14 protein-coding genes, 2 tRNA genes and 1 CRISPR repeat array are annotated in these 18,946 nt (G+C 29.7%); of the genes, 1 reads left to right on the forward strand and 15 read right to left on the reverse strand.

Annotated features, from left to right (window positions below):
• Nucleotides 1-987 precede the first annotated feature (987 nt).
• From KQI41_RS12535 to polA, 5 genes are all read right to left on the reverse strand, one after another.
• Nucleotides 988-1,071: transfer RNA gene (locus KQI41_RS12535), tRNA-Leu, on the reverse strand.
• Nucleotides 1,072-1,127: 56 nt separating this feature from the next.
• Entirely contained in the window at nt 1,128-2,867 is a 1,740-nt protein-coding gene (locus KQI41_RS12540) for a peptide ABC transporter substrate-binding protein (RefSeq protein ID WP_216585438.1), read from the reverse strand.
• A 12-nt stretch (nt 2,868-2,879) separates the two neighbouring features.
• A complete protein-coding gene (locus KQI41_RS12545) occupies nt 2,880-3,530 on the reverse strand; it encodes a lytic transglycosylase domain-containing protein (protein WP_229768585.1) in 651 nt (216 codons plus the stop codon).
• Between the two features lie 18 nt (nt 3,531-3,548).
• Nucleotides 3,549-4,166, reverse strand: coding sequence for a dephospho-CoA kinase (coaE, locus tag KQI41_RS12550; RefSeq protein ID WP_216585439.1), 618 nt, complete (start codon nt 4,164-4,166; stop codon nt 3,549-3,551).
• Entirely contained in the window at nt 4,153-6,816 is a 2,664-nt protein-coding gene (gene polA, locus KQI41_RS12555; RefSeq protein WP_216585440.1) for a DNA polymerase I, read from the reverse strand. The genes coaE and polA overlap by 14 nt, the downstream gene beginning before the upstream one ends.
• Before the next feature lie 122 nt (nt 6,817-6,938).
• On the opposite strand from polA, the gene KQI41_RS12560 reads away from it, so the two are divergent.
• Nucleotides 6,939-7,022 (forward strand) — tRNA-Leu (locus KQI41_RS12560).
• A 101-nt stretch (nt 7,023-7,123) separates the two neighbouring features.
• Nucleotides 7,124-7,607: direct repeats of the CRISPR family, unit length 29 nt; unit sequence ATTTACATTCTAATATAGTTCTATTAAAT.
• A gap of 43 nt (nt 7,608-7,650) precedes the next feature.
• Here KQI41_RS12560 and KQI41_RS12565 read toward each other — a convergent pair.
• The 10 genes from KQI41_RS12565 to KQI41_RS12610 form a co-directional block, all read right to left on the reverse strand.
• A protein-coding gene (locus tag KQI41_RS12565) for an IS3 family transposase (RefSeq protein WP_216585441.1) occupies nt 7,651-8,783 on the reverse strand; the annotation gives its coding sequence in 2 pieces (ribosomal slippage) (nt 7,651-8,546 and nt 8,546-8,783; 1,134 coding nt in all).
• A 157-nt stretch (nt 8,784-8,940) separates the two neighbouring features.
• On the reverse strand, nt 8,941-9,402 hold the full coding sequence (locus tag KQI41_RS12570; protein ID WP_154441531.1) for a GNAT family N-acetyltransferase: 462 nt from the start codon (nt 9,400-9,402) through the stop codon (nt 8,941-8,943).
• A gap of 275 nt (nt 9,403-9,677) precedes the next feature.
• The gene (locus KQI41_RS12575; RefSeq protein WP_216584757.1) at nt 9,678-10,616 is read right to left on the reverse strand and encodes a DDE-type integrase/transposase/recombinase; all 939 of its coding nucleotides are present in this window, start codon (nt 10,614-10,616) and stop codon (nt 9,678-9,680) included.
• A gap of 374 nt (nt 10,617-10,990) precedes the next feature.
• Nucleotides 10,991-13,252: a S8 family serine peptidase gene (locus KQI41_RS12580; RefSeq protein ID WP_154441541.1), complete on the reverse strand. Its 2,262-nt coding sequence runs from the start codon at nt 13,250-13,252 to the stop codon at nt 10,991-10,993.
• Between the two features lie 579 nt (nt 13,253-13,831).
• Nucleotides 13,832-14,302 (reverse strand): HAD family hydrolase, encoded by a 471-nt coding sequence (locus tag KQI41_RS12585; protein WP_154441543.1) that lies wholly within the window; start codon nt 14,300-14,302, stop codon nt 13,832-13,834.
• Between the two features lie 20 nt (nt 14,303-14,322).
• Nucleotides 14,323-15,066 (reverse strand): phosphate ABC transporter ATP-binding protein, encoded by a 744-nt coding sequence (locus tag KQI41_RS12590; protein WP_154441545.1) that lies wholly within the window; start codon nt 15,064-15,066, stop codon nt 14,323-14,325.
• A complete protein-coding gene (locus KQI41_RS12595) occupies nt 15,067-15,900 on the reverse strand; it encodes a PstA family ABC transporter permease (protein WP_154441547.1) in 834 nt (277 codons plus the stop codon).
• A gap of 12 nt (nt 15,901-15,912) precedes the next feature.
• Nucleotides 15,913-16,773, reverse strand: coding sequence for a phosphate ABC transporter permease subunit PstC (gene pstC / locus KQI41_RS12600; RefSeq protein WP_326828345.1), 861 nt, complete (start codon nt 16,771-16,773; stop codon nt 15,913-15,915).
• Between the two features lie 40 nt (nt 16,774-16,813).
• Nucleotides 16,814-17,716, reverse strand: coding sequence for a phosphate ABC transporter substrate-binding protein (locus KQI41_RS12605; protein WP_154441549.1), 903 nt, complete (start codon nt 17,714-17,716; stop codon nt 16,814-16,816).
• Between the two features lie 412 nt (nt 17,717-18,128).
• The gene (locus tag KQI41_RS12610; RefSeq protein WP_154441551.1) at nt 18,129-18,899 is read right to left on the reverse strand and encodes an N-acetylmuramoyl-L-alanine amidase; all 771 of its coding nucleotides are present in this window, start codon (nt 18,897-18,899) and stop codon (nt 18,129-18,131) included.
• Nucleotides 18,900-18,946: the final 47 nt, after the last annotated feature.

Raw genomic sequence — 18,946 nt, forward strand, 5'->3', positions numbered from 1 at the left:
TGAAGTTGATCAATTTCTATAGCTTGGACAAAAATTTAGACTTTTTATGAATCTCTGCCACTATTAGCAATCCAAACATAAACGGTAAACATTTATCCAAAATTAAATCTTCTAAATATTTTAATCATTCTTATATTTGCTAATGTTTAGGATTATTATACCCCCCCCTAAATATTTTGTCAACACATTGATTTCGACTGTTTTAGACATCATTCAACATGCTTTGTCGAATAACGAAGACCAGTTAGGATTTTCCCGCCAAATCCTAACTGGTTTAAATCTTAATCTTCACTATTTAATTATACATTCAATCTTTGTTTCATCTAGAAAATTTACAACTATCTTCTAATCCCCAAATACTATTATCTTCTCAATCATCTTAAAATATAAATCTATATCAAATTCTTCAATTGGCTCTCCATCTTCTATAATCCTTACTAATTCCATAGACCTATATCCCCTAGGTTCATTTTCAGCCTTCCACATTTCTATAAAATTTTCTTTATATTCTATTAAACTTAGAAGATTTCCTCATATCTTTTTGGAATATCAATTTCTAGATTTCAAGCTATCATCTCTGAAATATCATATGTCGCCTATAAATCACCCTAAAAACAGTGGATAAAAACGGTATTTTTTCACTAATTCCCTCCCCTATATTCGCTCCAAAATCACTATATCCTGTGGTCAACTCGCCCTATTTATCATTTTTGCCACAATACGTTATCAGAATTATAGTCTCAACATGTCAGGTTTGTGATGGTATCATGAATCCAAAATCCTATACAGGCATTCGTAGGACTCATTACGAATATAAAAAATAGTCTAATCTTCATTAGGATTTATTGGCATGCACAAAATTCTTGAGCTGCCTTTCTTTATTTAATAGGAAAGTAGGACTTTCCTATTAAATAAAAAAACAAGGGTCTTGAATTTCTCATTCAAAACCCTTGTCATTATATTATAATTTGAATATCTAATTTTTAGTGCGAGTAGTGGGACTTGAACCCACACATCATTTCTGATACATGCCCCTCAAACATGCCTGTCTGCCAATTCCAGCATACTCGCATCTTATTAATAACAATATGATTTTACTATATTTTCAACTTTTTTTCAATACATTATTACTGGAATTCTTCTGGTATATAGGCTTTTTCTATACCCTTATATGGGTTAAATAATCTAGGATTTAAGTCTCCTATTATTTTGCTATCTATTAATAAAGCCTTATTTCTGAAGAATAAACTTACATAAGGTAGATCTTTAGTAATTAATTCCTGCAATTCACTATAGGACTTTAATTTTTCTTCTCTTGTTCCAGCAGTAGAAGTTTTCTGAAGCAAGTTGTCCATATTTTCTCTGGAATATCTAATAAAGTTTGTATTTTGAGAAATCCTTGAACTATGGAAAGCAAAGGATAAGTCAGGAATTACAGATAATTGCCATCCAAGAAGTGCTATATCATAATCTCCTGATGCTAAATGATTATTTACTAATTCCCATTGTTTATCTATATCATCTCTAGTGATACTATTGCTTTTATTATTTTCTGGATATATACTAACCAGTATTCCAACTTTTCTTAAATCATCCTTTATCATCTCTGCAGTCTTTAGCCTTGTAATATTATAGGAATTAGTTAAGATTTTAAGGAAAATCTTATTTCCACTTTCATCTTCTATAATTCCATCATTATCCATATCTTTAAAACCTATCTTGCTTAACTCTGCTTTTGCTAAATCTATATTATAACCAAATTTATTTGCATTATCAGATAAAAGCCAAGAGTCTGGATGTATTGGTACATCCACTTGAGTGCCATGTCCTAAATATACCTTTTGAATAATAGCTTGTCTATCTATGGCATAGGCTATTGCTCTTCGCAGACCTTCCCCTTTCTCTCCCGAGAATAATTCTTTTCCAAAGTTAAATCCTAAAAACTCATAATTAGAAGAAACAAATTCTAATATATTTATTCTATTATTCTGAGCATACTTATCCCAGTCAACATCTACAGTGGTAGCCATGCTGATTTGTCCAGTTTCAAAAGCAGTTAGTATGTCTTCTTCACTTTCAAATACCATACCCAATATTTCATCAATATAAGGTCTATCGTTCCAATAGTCATCATTAGCTATTAATTTTATTTCTTTCATCTTTTCATATGAGTCAAATTTAAATGGTCCAGTACCTATTGGCTTATAGTTATTTACTTCCAACGCCTTAATATATCTACTATTACCTGCTGAATTGAAAATATGTTTAGGTATTATAGGAAATGTTAAAACTTCCAGATTATTACCAAGAGATTTATCAAATGTAATATTTAAACTATTTGTACCAGTAATATTTACATTTAAGATGTTTTTTATATCACCTTGTCCATATACTCCCAATGAATTTGAAAACATCTGTTTATATGTGCTATCTAAACTAGCATATTTAATAGTATCTATAGTAAAAGCCACATCTTCAGCACTAAATTTTTGTCCGTCATGCCAAAGAACATCTTTTCTCAATTGAATCTCAACAATTCTTCCATTGTCTTTTATATTATAGGATTCAGCCAATTGATTTGTTATATTTAAATTATTATCAAATTCAAATAAACCTTCAAATATAAGTTTACTAAAAAAGTAATAGTTACTATTTTCAGTTAGAAGGGGATTTAGAGTATTAAAATTGGTCAATGGAAGTATTGCTTGTCCTCCTGGGACAGGTGTATAGTCACTAGTCCCTTCTCCTTCTTCAAGTAAATTCATATCCTTATTATTTCCTAAAACCATACTATCTTCACTACAACCTATGGTCATAGTAACCATTAATATTACAAGAAATAAAGATAAATTTTTTTTATATTTCATCTATTCACCTCATTATATGTTTCTCATTAATTCTTTTAAAACCCTTCTAATATTATGCAATAGATTAATATATAAAGAGTCTTTATCTGTAGGATTCATTATATATTCCTTATATACTGAACTATAAACTTTATAATTGTCCTGTATTTTTACTAAATAATCCTTAGTTTCCTTAAATGGAATAACTGACAAAGTAACTCCATCTCTACAATATTCTTCATTGTCTAGCCACTTACTTACATTTCCACTTCCTGCATTGTAAGCTGCCAGAACTAAATCTAAATCTCCATTAAATTCCGTAAAAAGATTATTGAGATACCATGTACCTATTCTAATATTTACTTCAGGATCAAATAACATTTCAGCATTATAATTTTCTATTCCTAGAACTTCACCTGCCCACTGTCCTGTTTGTGGTGCTATTTGCATTAGACCCTTGGCTTCTTTACTAGATATAGCATTTTTATCATATTTGCTTTCTACATTAATAATTGATGCTACTAAATAAGGATCTAAATTATATTCATTAGAATATTTTACTATGGCACTTTTATATCCTATTGGATATTTAGTAGTCAAGACTACAAGACCACCAACAATTATTAAAATAATAATAGTAAAAAATATAATAGTTTTTTTAATTAATTTTCTTATTTTGAACAACAAAGAACCCCTCCAAGATTAGATTAATTTCTCTAGTAATTTATCTATCTGTTTTTCTAAAAACTTCATATCTCCGCTGTTATCAATTGTCTTGGAAGATTTTGCTTTTTTAATTTCTATATCCATTTGTGATTCCATTTTTCTAAGTGCTTCTTCTTTTGAAATGCTATCTCTTTTCATCAATCTATCTAATTGAGTAGTTTTATCAAGATATACCACCCATATTTCATTAAATTTAATGTCATATTCCTTCCATAATTCATATTGCTCAAATAATAAAGGAATATCCAGAAATATAGTAGAATTATAAATACTAAGCTTATCTATTTCATTTTTAATTTCTTGAAAAATATAGGGATGAATTATACTTTCTAATCTTTCCTTAGAAATCCTATCCATAAATATAATATTTCCCAGTTCTTTTCTATTTATAGATTTATTTTTTAGTAATATTTCTTTTCCAAATTCCTTAACTATTTCTATATATGCTGGTTTGTTTATTTCAACTACTTCTCTAGCAATTTTATCGGCATCAATTAATGGATACCCTTTTTCTTTTATTATATGAGATACAGTAGATTTACCTGAAGATATTCCGCCTGTCAATCCTATTAATATACAATTATTTTGTTTCATACCAACTGTCACCTGTTTCTAAATCAACTATAAGAGGTACATCTAATTTTATACAACTTTCCATTATACTCTTCATCAGTTCCTTTACCTCTTCTACTTCCTCTTTATCTGCTTCAATTATAAGTTCATCATGGATTTGTAATATTAATTTTGATTTTAGATTCCTATTCTTCAACTCATTATATACTTTAACCATTGCTACCTTTATTATATCTGCGGCTGAACCTTGAATTGGAGTATTCATAGCTATACGTTCTCCAAAAGATTTGATATTGAAGTTTTTAGCTTTAAGTTCTGGTATATATCTCCTTCTATGGAGTATAGTCTCTACATATCCATTAGCTTTCCCCAACTCAACTATATTTTCCATATATTCCTTAACCTTTTCATAATTTCTTAGATAGTTATCAATATATTCTTTTGCTTCTTTTCTTGAAATATTTAAATCCCTTGATAATCCAAAATCAGATATTCCATAGATTATTCCAAAGTTTACAGCCTTGGCATTGCTTCTCATTAAAGATGTAACTTCTTCTCTTGGCACATTAAATACTTCTGAAGCCGTCTTTGTATGAATATCTTCATTAGTATTAAATGCTTCAATTAATTTTGAATCCCTAGATATATGTGCTAATACTCTTAATTCGATTTGAGAGTAGTCTGCATCTACTAAAATATAGTCTTTATTTTCTGCAATAAAAGCTTTTCTAATTTTTCTTCCATCCTCAGTCCTTATTGGTATATTCTGTAGATTTGGTTCTGTACTGCTTATTCTTCCTGTAGTAGTTATAGTCTGGTTAAAACTTGAGTGAATCCTATCTGTATCTTTGTTTAAAAGATTCAATAATCCATCTATATATGTTGATTTTAATTTTACAATTTGTCTATATCTAAGAATTTTATTGATTATAGGATGCTGTTCTTTTAATTTATCTAGAACTTCTACATCTGTAGAATATCCTGTTTTTGTCTTCTTAATAACTGGTAAAGATAATTTTTCAAATAAGATTTCTCCTAATTGTTTAGGTGAATTAATGTTAAATTCTATATCCGCTAATTCATATATATCCCTTGTTAAAGTATCTATCTCTTCATTATATTCTTCTCTAAGTCCATTTAATTCTTCCTTATCTATTTTAAATCCATAATATTCCATACTGCTTAACACTTCAACTAAAGGCAATTCCACATCATAGTAAAGTTCCAGCATTTCCTGCTCTTCAACAATCTTTTTCATATTATCTTCTATATTGAAAACTGTATCTAATAGAAATGCTAAATAATCTCCTATTTCTTCCTTACTTAGTTCGTCAAAGCCTTTCTTAGACTTTCCTTTTCCTAGTAACATTTCTTCGTCTTTACCATAATAACCCAAGTATTCTTTACTTATATTATTTATAGAATAAGATGTCTGAGATGGGTTAATTAAATATGCAGCTATCATAGAATCAAATATAATACTTTCTACTTCAATTCCTAATCTTTTTAAAATAATTATATCTGATTTTAAATCATGACCTACCTTTTCAATTGATTTATCTTCAAATATAGATTTAAAACTATTAGCAAACTCTTCTTGATTATCTATATAGATAATATTCATTGAATTTGATGTTTTAATCCCTACAGCAATTATTTTATCCTCAATATACTTATTATTTGATACAATAAACTTAAATCCAAACTTATTTTCTTCTTTTATTGTGCTAATTAATTCTTCATAGCTTGAATAATTTATTATATTATAAGATAGAGAAGAATATATCTCTTCTTCTTGTAAATCTTCACCTGCTATTTTACTAATTAGACTATTAAATTCAAGCTCTTCATAAAGCTTTCTTAACACTTCCCAATCTGGCTCCTTAGTCTTTAAATCTTCAAGACCAACTTCTATAGGTACAGAAGTTATAATTTCTCCAAGCTTTCTACTTAAAAAAGCGAGGTCCTTATTTTCAGTTAAGTTTTCTTTTAGTTTTTTTCCACTAATATTTTCTATATTTTCATATATATTTTCAATTGTACCATATTCTTTTAATAATTTTAGTCCAGTTTTTTCACCAATTCCTGGTACTCCTGGAATATTATCGGATTGATCTCCCATTAATCCCTTTAAGTCAATAAGTTGTTCTGGAGTAATTCCATATACTTCTATTATTTTATTTCTATTAAATTCCTCTATTTCTGTAATACCTTTTCTAGTAATTAAAACTCTTGTATTATCTGTAGCAAGTTGAAGATAATCTTTATCTCCAGTTACTAGAACAACTTCCATTGATTCCTTTTCACCTACTTTAGCTAATGTACCTGCTATATCATCTGCCTCAAATCCTGTAACCTCTAAATATTTTATGTTCATAGCATCAAGTATTTCTCTTATAATTGGAAATTGTTGTACTAGTTCTGAAGGTGTAGCCTGTCTATGTCCTTTATATTGTTCATATTGTTCATGTCTAAAAGTAGGTCCTTTTTTATCAAAAACTACACATATATAATCCGGATTAATTTCCTCTTCCACTTTATATAACATTGTTAAAAATCCATAAACTCCATTTGTATATACATTATTTTTATTGGACAATAAGGGCAGAGCATAAAATGCTCTATGTATTAAAGCACTTCCATCTATAATCATCAATTTTTTCTTATCCATTAGATCACTCCATTCTTTACTACTTTATAGTATACCTCAAAACATAATTTCAGTAAACAAAAGGTAAAATAAAATATTGATTATTTTAGTATTTTATGCTATTATATTTGAGTAATGTATTTGCCGGTGTGATGGAATTGGCAGACGTAGTGGACTCAAAATCCACCGGTGGCAACACCGTGCCGGTTCGAATCCGGCCACCGGCATTAGTTCTTCTCGCACAAACAGTAGAATATAAAAGAAAAGATAGGAATTAAATCCTATCTTTTTTTGTTTTTATAAACTTCTAACAATCAAAACACTTGCAATTTACATTCTAATATAGTTCTATTAAATTAGAAACGCTATTATGATGATTCATGATCCAATGCTATTTACATTCTAATATAGTTCTATTAAATAGGGGCAAAAGTAAAAGATACTCAATCGCTATATTAATTTACATTCTAATATAGTTCTATTAAATTCAAGTGCTGTAGTTCCCGTTATTCCTATTTCTTGTATTTACATTCTAATATAGTTCTATTAAATCCTAAAAGATAAAGCAGATAATGCCTTGAATAGTCTATTTACATTCTAATATAGTTCTATTAAATAGAATATTTACTTGGAAAAGAATTATTATTGTGTACATTTACATTCTAATATAGTTCTATTAAATGATAATAAATGTATCAGCAAATATTACATTAGCAAAATTTACATTCTAATATAGTTCTATTAAATTACACTCTTTTTTATTTCTACAACTCCACAATCTACATTTACATTCTAATATAGTTCTATTAAATTGGACCTATGTCAATATAGTAGACACATTTTCTCGAATAAACTTTATGCAACCCTCTTAGAATTATCTTCCCATTCTTGGGGAGTGATATAGCCTAAGGAGCTATGTATTCTTTCTCTGTTATACCATGATTCAATATACTCAAATATTGCAAGCCTGGCAACATCAAAATCGAAATACTTAACTAGATTAACTTCTTCTTTCTTCAATACTGAGTGAAAGGATTCTATACAAGCATTATCATAGGGGTTTCCTTTACCGCTAAAGGAGTGAATTAGTTTGTGCTCTTTAACATATTTCTCAAATTCATAACTTGTATATTGACTTCCTAGATCACTATGAAGAATTAGACCTTCAGCAGGTTTCTGAAGCTTATAGGCATTATCTAAAGCCTTTATAGCCAATTTAGTATCTATACTTTTAGACATAGAGTATCCAACTATCTTCCTACTATTAAGATCCATAACGGAAGCAAGATAGCACCAGCCGTCTTTAATTGTATGAATATAGGTAATATCAGTTACCCATTTCTGATTGATCCCAGCTGTAGAGAAGTCTCTATTGATTATGTTTTCTCTACTTTCAACTTTAGTTTTTAATGAATGTGGTCTAAATTTCTTACATACTATTGATTTTATACCCAGCTTGTTCATAAGCCTTTGAGTTCTTTTAAGACTTATAAATACACCATTAGCCTTTAGTTTTTCATATATCTTAGGAGCTCCATACCGAGATTTACTAGCTTTATATATATTTAGAATTTCATTTTCTAGAAATCTATTTTCAATACTTCTTTTGCTTTCTTTTTTATTGAGGTGCTTGTAATATGAACTTCTAGATACTTTTAATACTTCACACATTAGTTTTATATCATGTATATCTTTATTATCAGTAATGAACTTATATATTGAGCTTACTTCTTTGCAAATATGGCCATGGCTTTTTTTAATATTTCGTTTTCCTCTTCTATTCTAGCCATCTTCTTAAGCATGGCTTGATAATCAGCTTGTGTAATTGTTTTATTGTTATCTACTGCTATGGGTTCAGCCTTCTTTACCCATGTTAATATTGTAGATTTAGGTAGGCCATATTCACTATTAAGCTCAGCAAGTGTTTTACCGGAATTATAAAGTTCTACAATGGTATTTTTATATTCTTCTGTATACCTTTTTGACATTCTAGACACTTCCTTCCTTTTCTATATTTTATAGTATTCGGAAAATCGTGTCTACAATATTATACTAACACCAATATATCAAATAAGTTTAAAAATAAATTAATTTGTAATCCTATAAAAATATATTGCAAAAGAAATTTGCTATAAATTGTGCTTATTATCCCCAATTTTCTATTGTTGTGTTTATACATTTAAATCCGTTATTCAAATATAGCTGAATAGCTTCTTTATTCAAGTCTGCAACAAATAAAATAATTTCATCAGTTCCTGTTTCCTGTAGATGATTAATAGCAAAAAATAAAAGTTTCTTTCCATATCCTTTATTTTGATATTTAGGATTAACAAACAAATGATCTATTATATTCTCATGTGTTTCAACAGAACCTACCATTTCTTGATCTATAAACATAATAAAAACATTATGTCTCTTTTCGTTCATTTCCTCTTGTGTGTAAAATGAATCTGGGTTTAAGTTTGTAGCTATTCTTAAATTCCGAAAGCAGTCACAACTAATTCTTCGATAATCATTATAATATTCATTACTATAATTAACTACATCTATGTCTGAATTCACTTTTCCACCATAATATTTCATTTTATGTACAATAACTTCAGTCATTTTTGCCTCCTAAACTATGTAATGTATGTTTATTTTACCATTACCTATTTGTTTAATTACAAATTATCTATATTCTAATTATAGCATGGATTTCAATGAAGTGTATATATCAAAAGAATATTGCTTATTTTCTAGAGAAGTCAAACATATGTGACACAGACCTCTGAAAAATTTTCTCTGAATAATGCTGTGGTTTTCTTAAATTGCTAGTAATTATTTTGTCAAGGAGGAAAGCGATAGCGATCCTTGATTAAATAATTATTAGTAATACCATCTTAAGCAGCATTTTTAGAGAAGTACTCCTCAACTATTTCATTTGGCGTCTTAAAGTTAAGAATTTTCCTTGCTATGTTATTGTATTTGTTACTATATCTTCTAAATGACTTCTCCATTTCTTTATAGCTACTAAACCGTCTTCTGCTGTAGAATAATTCATTATCTATCCTATGACTACGCTCTACTATACCATTTTGCCATGGTGAATATGGACGAATACGTTTGTGTTTTATATCTAGCTTTTCTAAATACTTTTCAAATCTAGTTTTCTTATTTGTAATATCTTGATCATTAACAAATTCGATTCCATTATCAGTTTGAACCAATTCAACTTTAAATCCTAATTTATCTTCTAATCGTGTTAAAAAGTTAGATGTACTATATGTGCTAAGTTCATTAACTAATTCTAAATATCTCTTTCTTGAATATTCATCAATAGCTGTTATTTGGTAGTATCTACTATGATTACTTGCAAAACCAATACATTCATTTGGAACATATTTTACATCTATTTGCACTCTTTCTCCAGGATAAGTAGTAGCATCTTTACGATAATTAGATTTAGGATAACTAGCTCTTTTCTTGGCTACGTTTAATTTCATTTTTCTTAGCTGTCTACACATAGAGTCATAAGTTCTTTTATACCCTGCATCCCTTAACTTCCGATACACTTGTGCATATCCTTCATGCTGATGGTATCTATGTTTATGCTTTATTAAGTCCAACTCTTCTTGAGTATGTTGGTTAGGATGAAATTGTGGTCTTCTGCTTTTATTTGCCAAAGATCTTACATCTCCATCATATCTTTTTCTCCAACGTTGGACTTGCTGACGGCTAGTGTGGTATCTTCTAGCTGCTTTAGCATTATTATCATGTTTAATTGCATATTTAACTACCCTTTGACGAAATCTCATCTCTTCTGTTATAATTGTTTTCATAAGGAAAGATCCCTCCGATTTTTGTTTGTTATGGTAAACAACATTATATCAGAGGTCTTTCCTTTTTTCATATTTACTTGTCACAAATGTATTGTCTCATATCAATATATCAAAAGAATATTGCTTATTTATAAAAATTCTCCATTTAATTTAGGTCTCTCTTTTTATCTATTAAATAAAAAAGGGGTTGTTTCATAACTTTAGAATAGTTATGAAACAGCCTCTTTTTTAGACCCTAGTCAGTAACTATATCTCATTAGGATTAGTCCAATTTATATAAATAAATAAGACAATCATCAAATATCAATATATGCAAAATCACCTATCAGTATTGATAGGTGATTTTGTGTAAGACAAAACTCCAGTACCTCTGTCTACATATCAACTTTTGGTGGCTCAACGATTGGTAATTCAATAATCGGCTCTAATATTGGCTCAGTTATTTCATCTTCTACTATTGATTTATATTCACTACTTGGTACTAATCTAGCCATAACATTTATAATTTTTCCTGATGTGACTGTAAGATTACCTGAAACAGCACTGTGTTCATGTCCTGATATCCAAATGGTTTGTACTCCTTCTTGTACATTATTTAATATAAAATATCCATCATTATCTGTATATACATAAAGTGAAGTGCCATCAATATCTACTTTTGCATCTGAAATAACTTCTCCTGTATTATAATCTATTACTCTACCTGCTATTGTACCAGTTTGCACTGGTTCTGTATTTAGAACCATTGTACCATTGGCTGTTATTTCTTGATTCACATTTATAGTTATATTACCTGATATAGAATTATATCCTGTAGCTGTTACTGTTACTGTATAAGACCCAGCAGGTATATTTTCTATAGTGTAATAGCCAGTGCTGTTAGTTGTAGTATATAATAATGTATCATCTATTATTATACTTGCATCTGAAATAGCTTCTCCTTTACTATTGGTTATCCTACCTGTTAATATGCTGGTTTCTATTGGTTGTAATGATCGTAATCTTGATACACTTTCTACTGCTCTAAGTGCATTTACTAGACCATATCCGTATCCCATATTAGGTGATGTACGGTATGTGGTATCTGTTAAAGGCGTAGCAGTGTTTTTAATTACATTTTCTACTTGGATTACTGAAAGATTTGGATTTGCTTCTAATATCAATGCCGCCACTCCTGCAATATTGGGAGCTGCCATTGATGTACCGCTCCAACCACTTTCATATCCATTAATTACTGATGAACGTATATTTACTCCTGGAGCTGATATATCTGGTTTTGGTATATTACTATCATAAGGTGAAGGTCCTAGTTTAGAAAAACTTGCCCTTCTATTAGATGAATCTGTAGCTGCCACTGCAAAACTTTCTGGATATGATGATGGTAAGGATATTGATCCTGGCCATGGAGCTGGTTCTCCTCTAAGCTGATTTCCAGCAGCAAATACTGGAACAATTCCTGCCGCTCTCCATGATCTTACTACTCCTCTAAACCAGTCATTAATTCCAGTACCGCCACCCCATGAATTATTAATTATATCTGGTGCATTTGCAGCATTTCCACCTGGTTTAAGCATCCATTGTCCTGCTGATATTAATTGGTTTGCAGATCCTCCATTTGGGCCTAATCCTTTTGCAACTATAAATTTAGCTCCAGGTGCAACACCTATTGCGTTTCTACCTGATGGTTCTTGCCCTAATATAGTACCCATAACATGAGTACCATGTGGTGATTGTGAATCATCATATGGGGTTGTTCTTCCAGCATATGCATCATACCAGTTCCCATTATGATTTACTGCTCCAGTTGCTGGATTATACCCTCTATATTTATTTTTCAAGGCTGGGTGATTCCATGTTACTCCTGAATCAATCATACCTATTACAACACCTGTACCATTAATCCCATATGTGCTCCATACTTTATCAGCATTTACTATTTTTATATTCCATTCAATATCTGACGGTAATACAGCTTTAGGGGTAATATCACTTGCTATGGTTTCTTTCATTGCTTCTTCAATAACTTCAAGTTTACCCTCCTCAGCGTCAGTTTCTTGTACTATATCTGTTTCTTCTAATATCTCAATTACACCTTCTGGCTCTCTAGTATAATCATTCAGGTATACTTTTTCATTAAAATAAACTTTTTCTACATCATTCATAAGTGCTATTCTATTAACTACATCCTGCGTAGCTTTTATATATATCATATTGACTATATAATAGGACTCATATTCTTCTATATTACCATTTTTAGTTTCAGTTTCAATATATTGTAACAATCTATATTGTGTTCTTTCAGCAGTACTTTCTAACTCATCAATGACTGCTTCTCTAGTCAATAATTTCATTTCATCATTATCAATCCTTAAAGAATTTAACTGCAATCTTTCATCATTAGCTATTTTTTCTACATCGGCTTGTTCTCTTAATTTAACTAAAACTTCAACCTTATCTTCCCCAGAATCAAACCTATCAAATACTTCACTTGATACCTTATCCTTTAACAATTCCTGATTTCTTTGATTTGTATCTAGATTCTCAGCAAAGGATACAAATGAACTAAGCATCAAAAACATTGCTATCATCATGGATACAACAGATTTACTTTTTCTTGACTTAAAAAACGTTACCAAATTATATTCCCCCTAATTTTTAAGATTTTAATTAATAAATATCATAGAAGATTTAAGTTAATCAAATTACACCTCCTTTTATTATGATAACAATTCCCTCCTTTCTCTTTCTTTTCATAATCTGGTGGCTGAACTGTCATTGTATTTCATTTTAAATTTTAGGACTTTGCACCTCAACCTTCCAGAAGATTTGCTAATATTATTTACTCTATATTTATATGTCAGACTACTCTGAATGTTCACTGAAATATATTGTATCTTCTAAAATATATAGATATGTTAATTAAAATCCTGCAATAAGCTTAGTAACATTTTATTTTGAATAAATAATAATACCCTTCTCCTTTATATGGCAGATTCAAATATTAAATATTTTCTATAAAAATAAAGAACCCCTATGTACTAATGTTCCATTAAAAAAATAATTACAAGTTGACATGAAACAATTTATATAATGAAAAGAACCGCATTTCATTGCCTTTAACTCAACACAATGAAATGTGGTTCTTTTTTATAGATCAATATAATAATAAAACAGTTTTTAATAAATTGATAAAAATACAGAGTGATTTTTTCCTTCTAAGTCCTAAGTGTTGCCTTCACCATATTCTTATTAAGCAATATTTCTATTCCTTCCTCAATAGACCTAGTAACTATATCTGCCTTAGATAATAGTTTTCCACAAGCACCTTCTCCTTCTACTATTGCAATAGATAATATAGCCTCTTCAAACATTAAAATATCATTATATCCATTACCTAGACATATGGTCTTATGACCACCAAGACTTCTTACTATCTCTTTCTTTGATTTACCTGCATTTTCTTTTGGAAAAGTTATAACTTCAGCATCAATATAAACACATTCCTTTGCCACAGTTCCATAGGTATCAGCTGTTAAGATATGGACTTTCGCATATTTTGCTAATTCATTTATTAATTCCTTCACTCCATCAATTAACTTTCCATTCACTGCAATTGTACCATTATAATCAAATACAATATTTTCAACTGCTATATTATCTCTACCGGGTATTTCATATAATATCATTTGTATTCCTCCTACTAAATCTATCCATATATTCCATCTAGATATTCTTTTGTTCGTTTATCCTGTGGATTGTAGAATACTTCATTTGTATGTCCATATTCTATCAGCTCTCCATCTAAAACAAATGCAACATAATCTGATATTCTTTTTGCTTGAGATAAATTATGGGTTACTATTATTATGGTATATTCCTTAGAAAGCTCTAATAACATTTCTTCAATAATTGCAGTGTTCTTTATATCTAATGCAGAACAAGGCTCATCTAATAGCAATACTTCAGGCTCCACGGTTAAGGCTCTTGCTATGGAAAGCCTTTGTTGTTGTCCTCCCGATAATTTCATAGCTGACATGTTTAATTCATTACTTACTTCCTCAAAAAGTCCCACTTTTTTTAGATTGCTTTCTACTAAGTTTCTTAATTCTTGTTTATCTCGTACTCCATAATATATAGGTGCATATGTCATATTTTTATATATGGATAAGGGAAATGGTGTAGGTTTTTGAAATACCATACCTATCATTTTTCTTATTTCATCTTTATCATAAGCTTTAATATCCTTATCTTTGAAAAGAATTTCTCCATTATATTTTCCATCATATTCCTCTAACATTAAATTAAGTGTTGTAAGAAATGTAGATTTTCCACATCCTGATGGTCCTATAATTGCTGTAATCTTATTTTTAATAAAGGGCATTGACAAATTTTTTAATATTAACTTATTTCCATAACTTACATTTAAATTATTTACCTTTATTATTTCCATCTATCTATGCTCCTTTCTTCTGCCTATAATCAATGATAGAATATTTATTAATAGTAATATTATAATAAGTACTGCAGCAGTTCCATAAGCATTCTGAAGGGATATTCCCTCTCCTGTTAATATATAGAGATGAAATGGAAGAGCCATAACAGGTGAAAATATGGATTGGGGTATTGGTGCGAAAATCACAGCCCCTGTTAATATTATTGGTGCTGTAGCTCCCATGGCAAATCCTCCTGCTAGAAGAATTGCCGAAATAATATCAGCTTTGCATATTGGTAAGATTAATCTAATAATAGTATGAAATTTTGAAATTCCTAAGGCATAAGAAGAATTGATTATACTAGAATTAACTTCATTAAGTATCTTTTCTACTCTGACCTCAATATATGGAAATATCATAATCCCTAATGTTATGGCTGCTGTTAAAAGAGACCTATTAATTCTAAGATATAAAATCAATAAAGTATATCCAAACATTCCTAATACTATGGAAGGCACACCAGCCATACACTGTATTATTAAATGAATAATATCTCTTACTTTCCTAAAACTACAGTAGAATACTGTGTAAATAGCAGTTGAAATAGCTAATATTGATGCAAAAATACATGATAAAATCATCAATAATAAACTACCAATAATAGCAGGAAATATTCCACCTTCTACTCCTAATGGTATACCCTTGGGATTGCCAAAAATAAATTCTAAGTCTATAGCTCCAAAACCTTTCCTTAAAATATACCCCAAAACAAATACTATAATTGTGACAACTATTATGGTACTAGATATAATCCATAATTTAAATATTTTATCTTCAATTTTTTCTTTCATATATTTCAACCTTTATATTAATTTTCTTTTTATTATATATAAAATTATATTAATAATTAACAAAATCATCATAAGTATAAATCCTGAAGCATAAAGACCATGATAATGTAGGCTCCCAACCTCTGCCATTCCCATTTCCAGGGCAATTAAGGAAGGTATGGTTTGACATTTCCCTAACAACTTAGGCATTATAGGTGCATTACCTATTACCATCATTACAGCCATAGTCTCTCCCATACCCCTACCTAATGCTAGTACTATAGAGGCTAAAATACTCCTTTTACTATTAGGTAAAACTATCTTCCGAATCATATAACTTTTAGATACTCCTAAGGCATTTGAATATCCTGAATATTCAGCATATACCTTTTCCATAGATTCTTCACATGTGGAAATAATAAATGGCAGCATCATAATAGATAGAACTATTCCTCCTGCTAATACTGACTCACCTGTAGGAAATTCAAACTTTATCTCTAAAAATTTTACAAGTACTAACAAACCAATAAATCCATAAATCACAGATGGTATACCTGCTAATATATCTACTATACTTCTAATTACCCTTTTGACCTTTCCATCTGTATAACTAGATAAAACAATAGCATTCCCTATACCAATAGGTAATGCTATAATAATTCCTATAACTGATACATATATAGTACCTAATATTATAGGGAATATAGCCAATTTGTCAGCAGATCCTAATGGATTCCATTTCCTTCCAAAAATAAATTTAATTATATATACTTCTTTAAAAAATACAATACTTTCCTTTAAGATAAAAACTATAATAAAAGAGAGTATTAATACAGAAAATAAAGTTAGAAATCTTACTATTCCTTTAAAAATACTATTTTCTATTTTTTTCACCTAACCACCTCAAAAAATAGGGGCTTTATAGCCCCTAATTCTAATTTGCTGGTACAAACCCCATATTCTCAATCATTTGTGACCCTTCATCTGATAAAACGAAGTTCATAAATGCTTGCTGTTCTTGTGTTAACTCCCCTTTTTTTATTGCAATAAGAGGTCTTGATACCTTATATGATCCATTAACTATATTTTCTTCTGTTGGTTCTATTCCATCTACTTTCAAAGGTATAAGTTTCCCTTGATTTTGATTTACCATACCATATGAAGCATAACCAATAGCGTCTTTATTTTCAATAATTTTTGTAACTAAAGCACCCATTGATGGAGATTGAATTGCATCTTCTCTTACTTGTACATCTCCCATTATGCTTTTTTGAAATACTTCATGTGCTCCGCCACCTAAATCTCTAATAACGACTACAATTTCTTTATGCTCAAGGCTTTCATCTAAATCATTCCAATACTTATATTCTCCTGAGAATATTTTCATTATTTCTTCAGTACTTAAACTGTCCTTTAGTTTCACTAATGGATTTTCTGGATTTATGGAAATTGTTAAAGCATCTATACCTAAGACAAATTCCTTTATATCTCCTATCTTTTCTTTTTCTTCACCTTTTACTTCTCTAGCTAACATACCAAAATCACTAGTTCCTTCTATTACTGATTTAGCTCCAGCACCTGACCCACCTGCTGATACATATATAGATATATTTTCTTCTGGAAAACTAGAATCTACATTGTTCCATGTAGTATTTGACTCAATAAACTCTGTTGCTATAGCTGATATTACAGGTGCTAAAGTAGATGAACCGTTAAAGGTCATTTGTGCTTTAAATTTATTATCTTCTACTGTTGAACTAACTCCACTATCTCCACATCCAACTAAAGATACAAATAGCAGTATCGTAATCAATAAAAACGCAATTTTCTTCTTCATAATACCCTCCCATAATTGTTATATTAATAATTACCTTAATAAAGTTTATATCCCAAGAAGAGTATTGTCCAATTAATTCTATCTATGGAATAACCTACCACTATAGATAAATTTGATAACACCCTAACATTATAATCTTACTGGTTTACCATACTTCTTGCAAAATTATTCCATTCAAACATACCAATTCATCATAAACAAATGAAAAATCAAATTATTTCATTTATCTTTTTGTATTTAAAAGCATTTTCATTTGTTCTTTTAGTATTACAATTACCTTCATTAATTAGTATATTCTATGTTTTACAACAAAAGGCATAACTCCTACAACTATAGTTGTAGGAGTTATGCCTTTTGTTCTATTCTACTAAAACTTTTTCAGTGCCTTGGTTTTCCCTAGCCTTTGTTTTCATTAGGCTGTTACTATCATTGCCTCATATCCCTTAGATTTAAGTTCTTTTACTAAAGCCTCTGCATTGGCTCTAACACTAAATGCCCCTACTTGTACTTTATATAATCCTCCTACTGTAACTACTATTGGGCTATATCCTTTTCCTTTAAGTTCATTGGCAAGATTATCAGCATTTGCTCTTACTGAGAATGCTCCTACCTGTACTCTATAAAGGGTTGAACCAGAACCACCATCTTTATATGGGATTCCAAGATAATTTAATATTCCCTTAGATACTGCTACTGCTAATTCATCTTGTCTATTTTTTAATATATTAGCATCCTGTGCATTAGATATAAACCCTAACTCTACTAAAGCTGCTGGCATATTAGTTAGTCTTAGAACTGCAAAGTTTGCTGTCTTTGTTCCTCTATTTGCTGTATATACACCACTTGATATTATATTATTTTGTATAGATTTTGATAAGTTAGCACCTGTTGTACTTTCTGGATAACTATAAGTCTCAACTCCTTTTGCTGATGAATCAGTGAAAGAATTACAATGAACTGATACAAATACATTTGCACCAAAACTATTTGCTTTTGTAGCCCTATCTGCTAATTCTAAGAATACATCTGTAGTCCTAGAATACCCTACATTTACTCCATGATTTTTTAAGATATTACCTATCTTTAATGTTACTGATAATGCTATATCCTTTTCTCTCAATCCATTACCTAATGCCCCTGGATCATGTCCTCCATGCCCTGCATCTAAAAATACTTTTGCCATAAATAAAACCTCCTATTATTTTTTGTTTTTTAAAGATTACTTTAGTC

Source organism: Tissierella pigra, assembly GCF_018917845.1.
GTDB lineage: Bacteria > Bacillota > Clostridia > Tissierellales > Tissierellaceae > Tissierella > Tissierella pigra.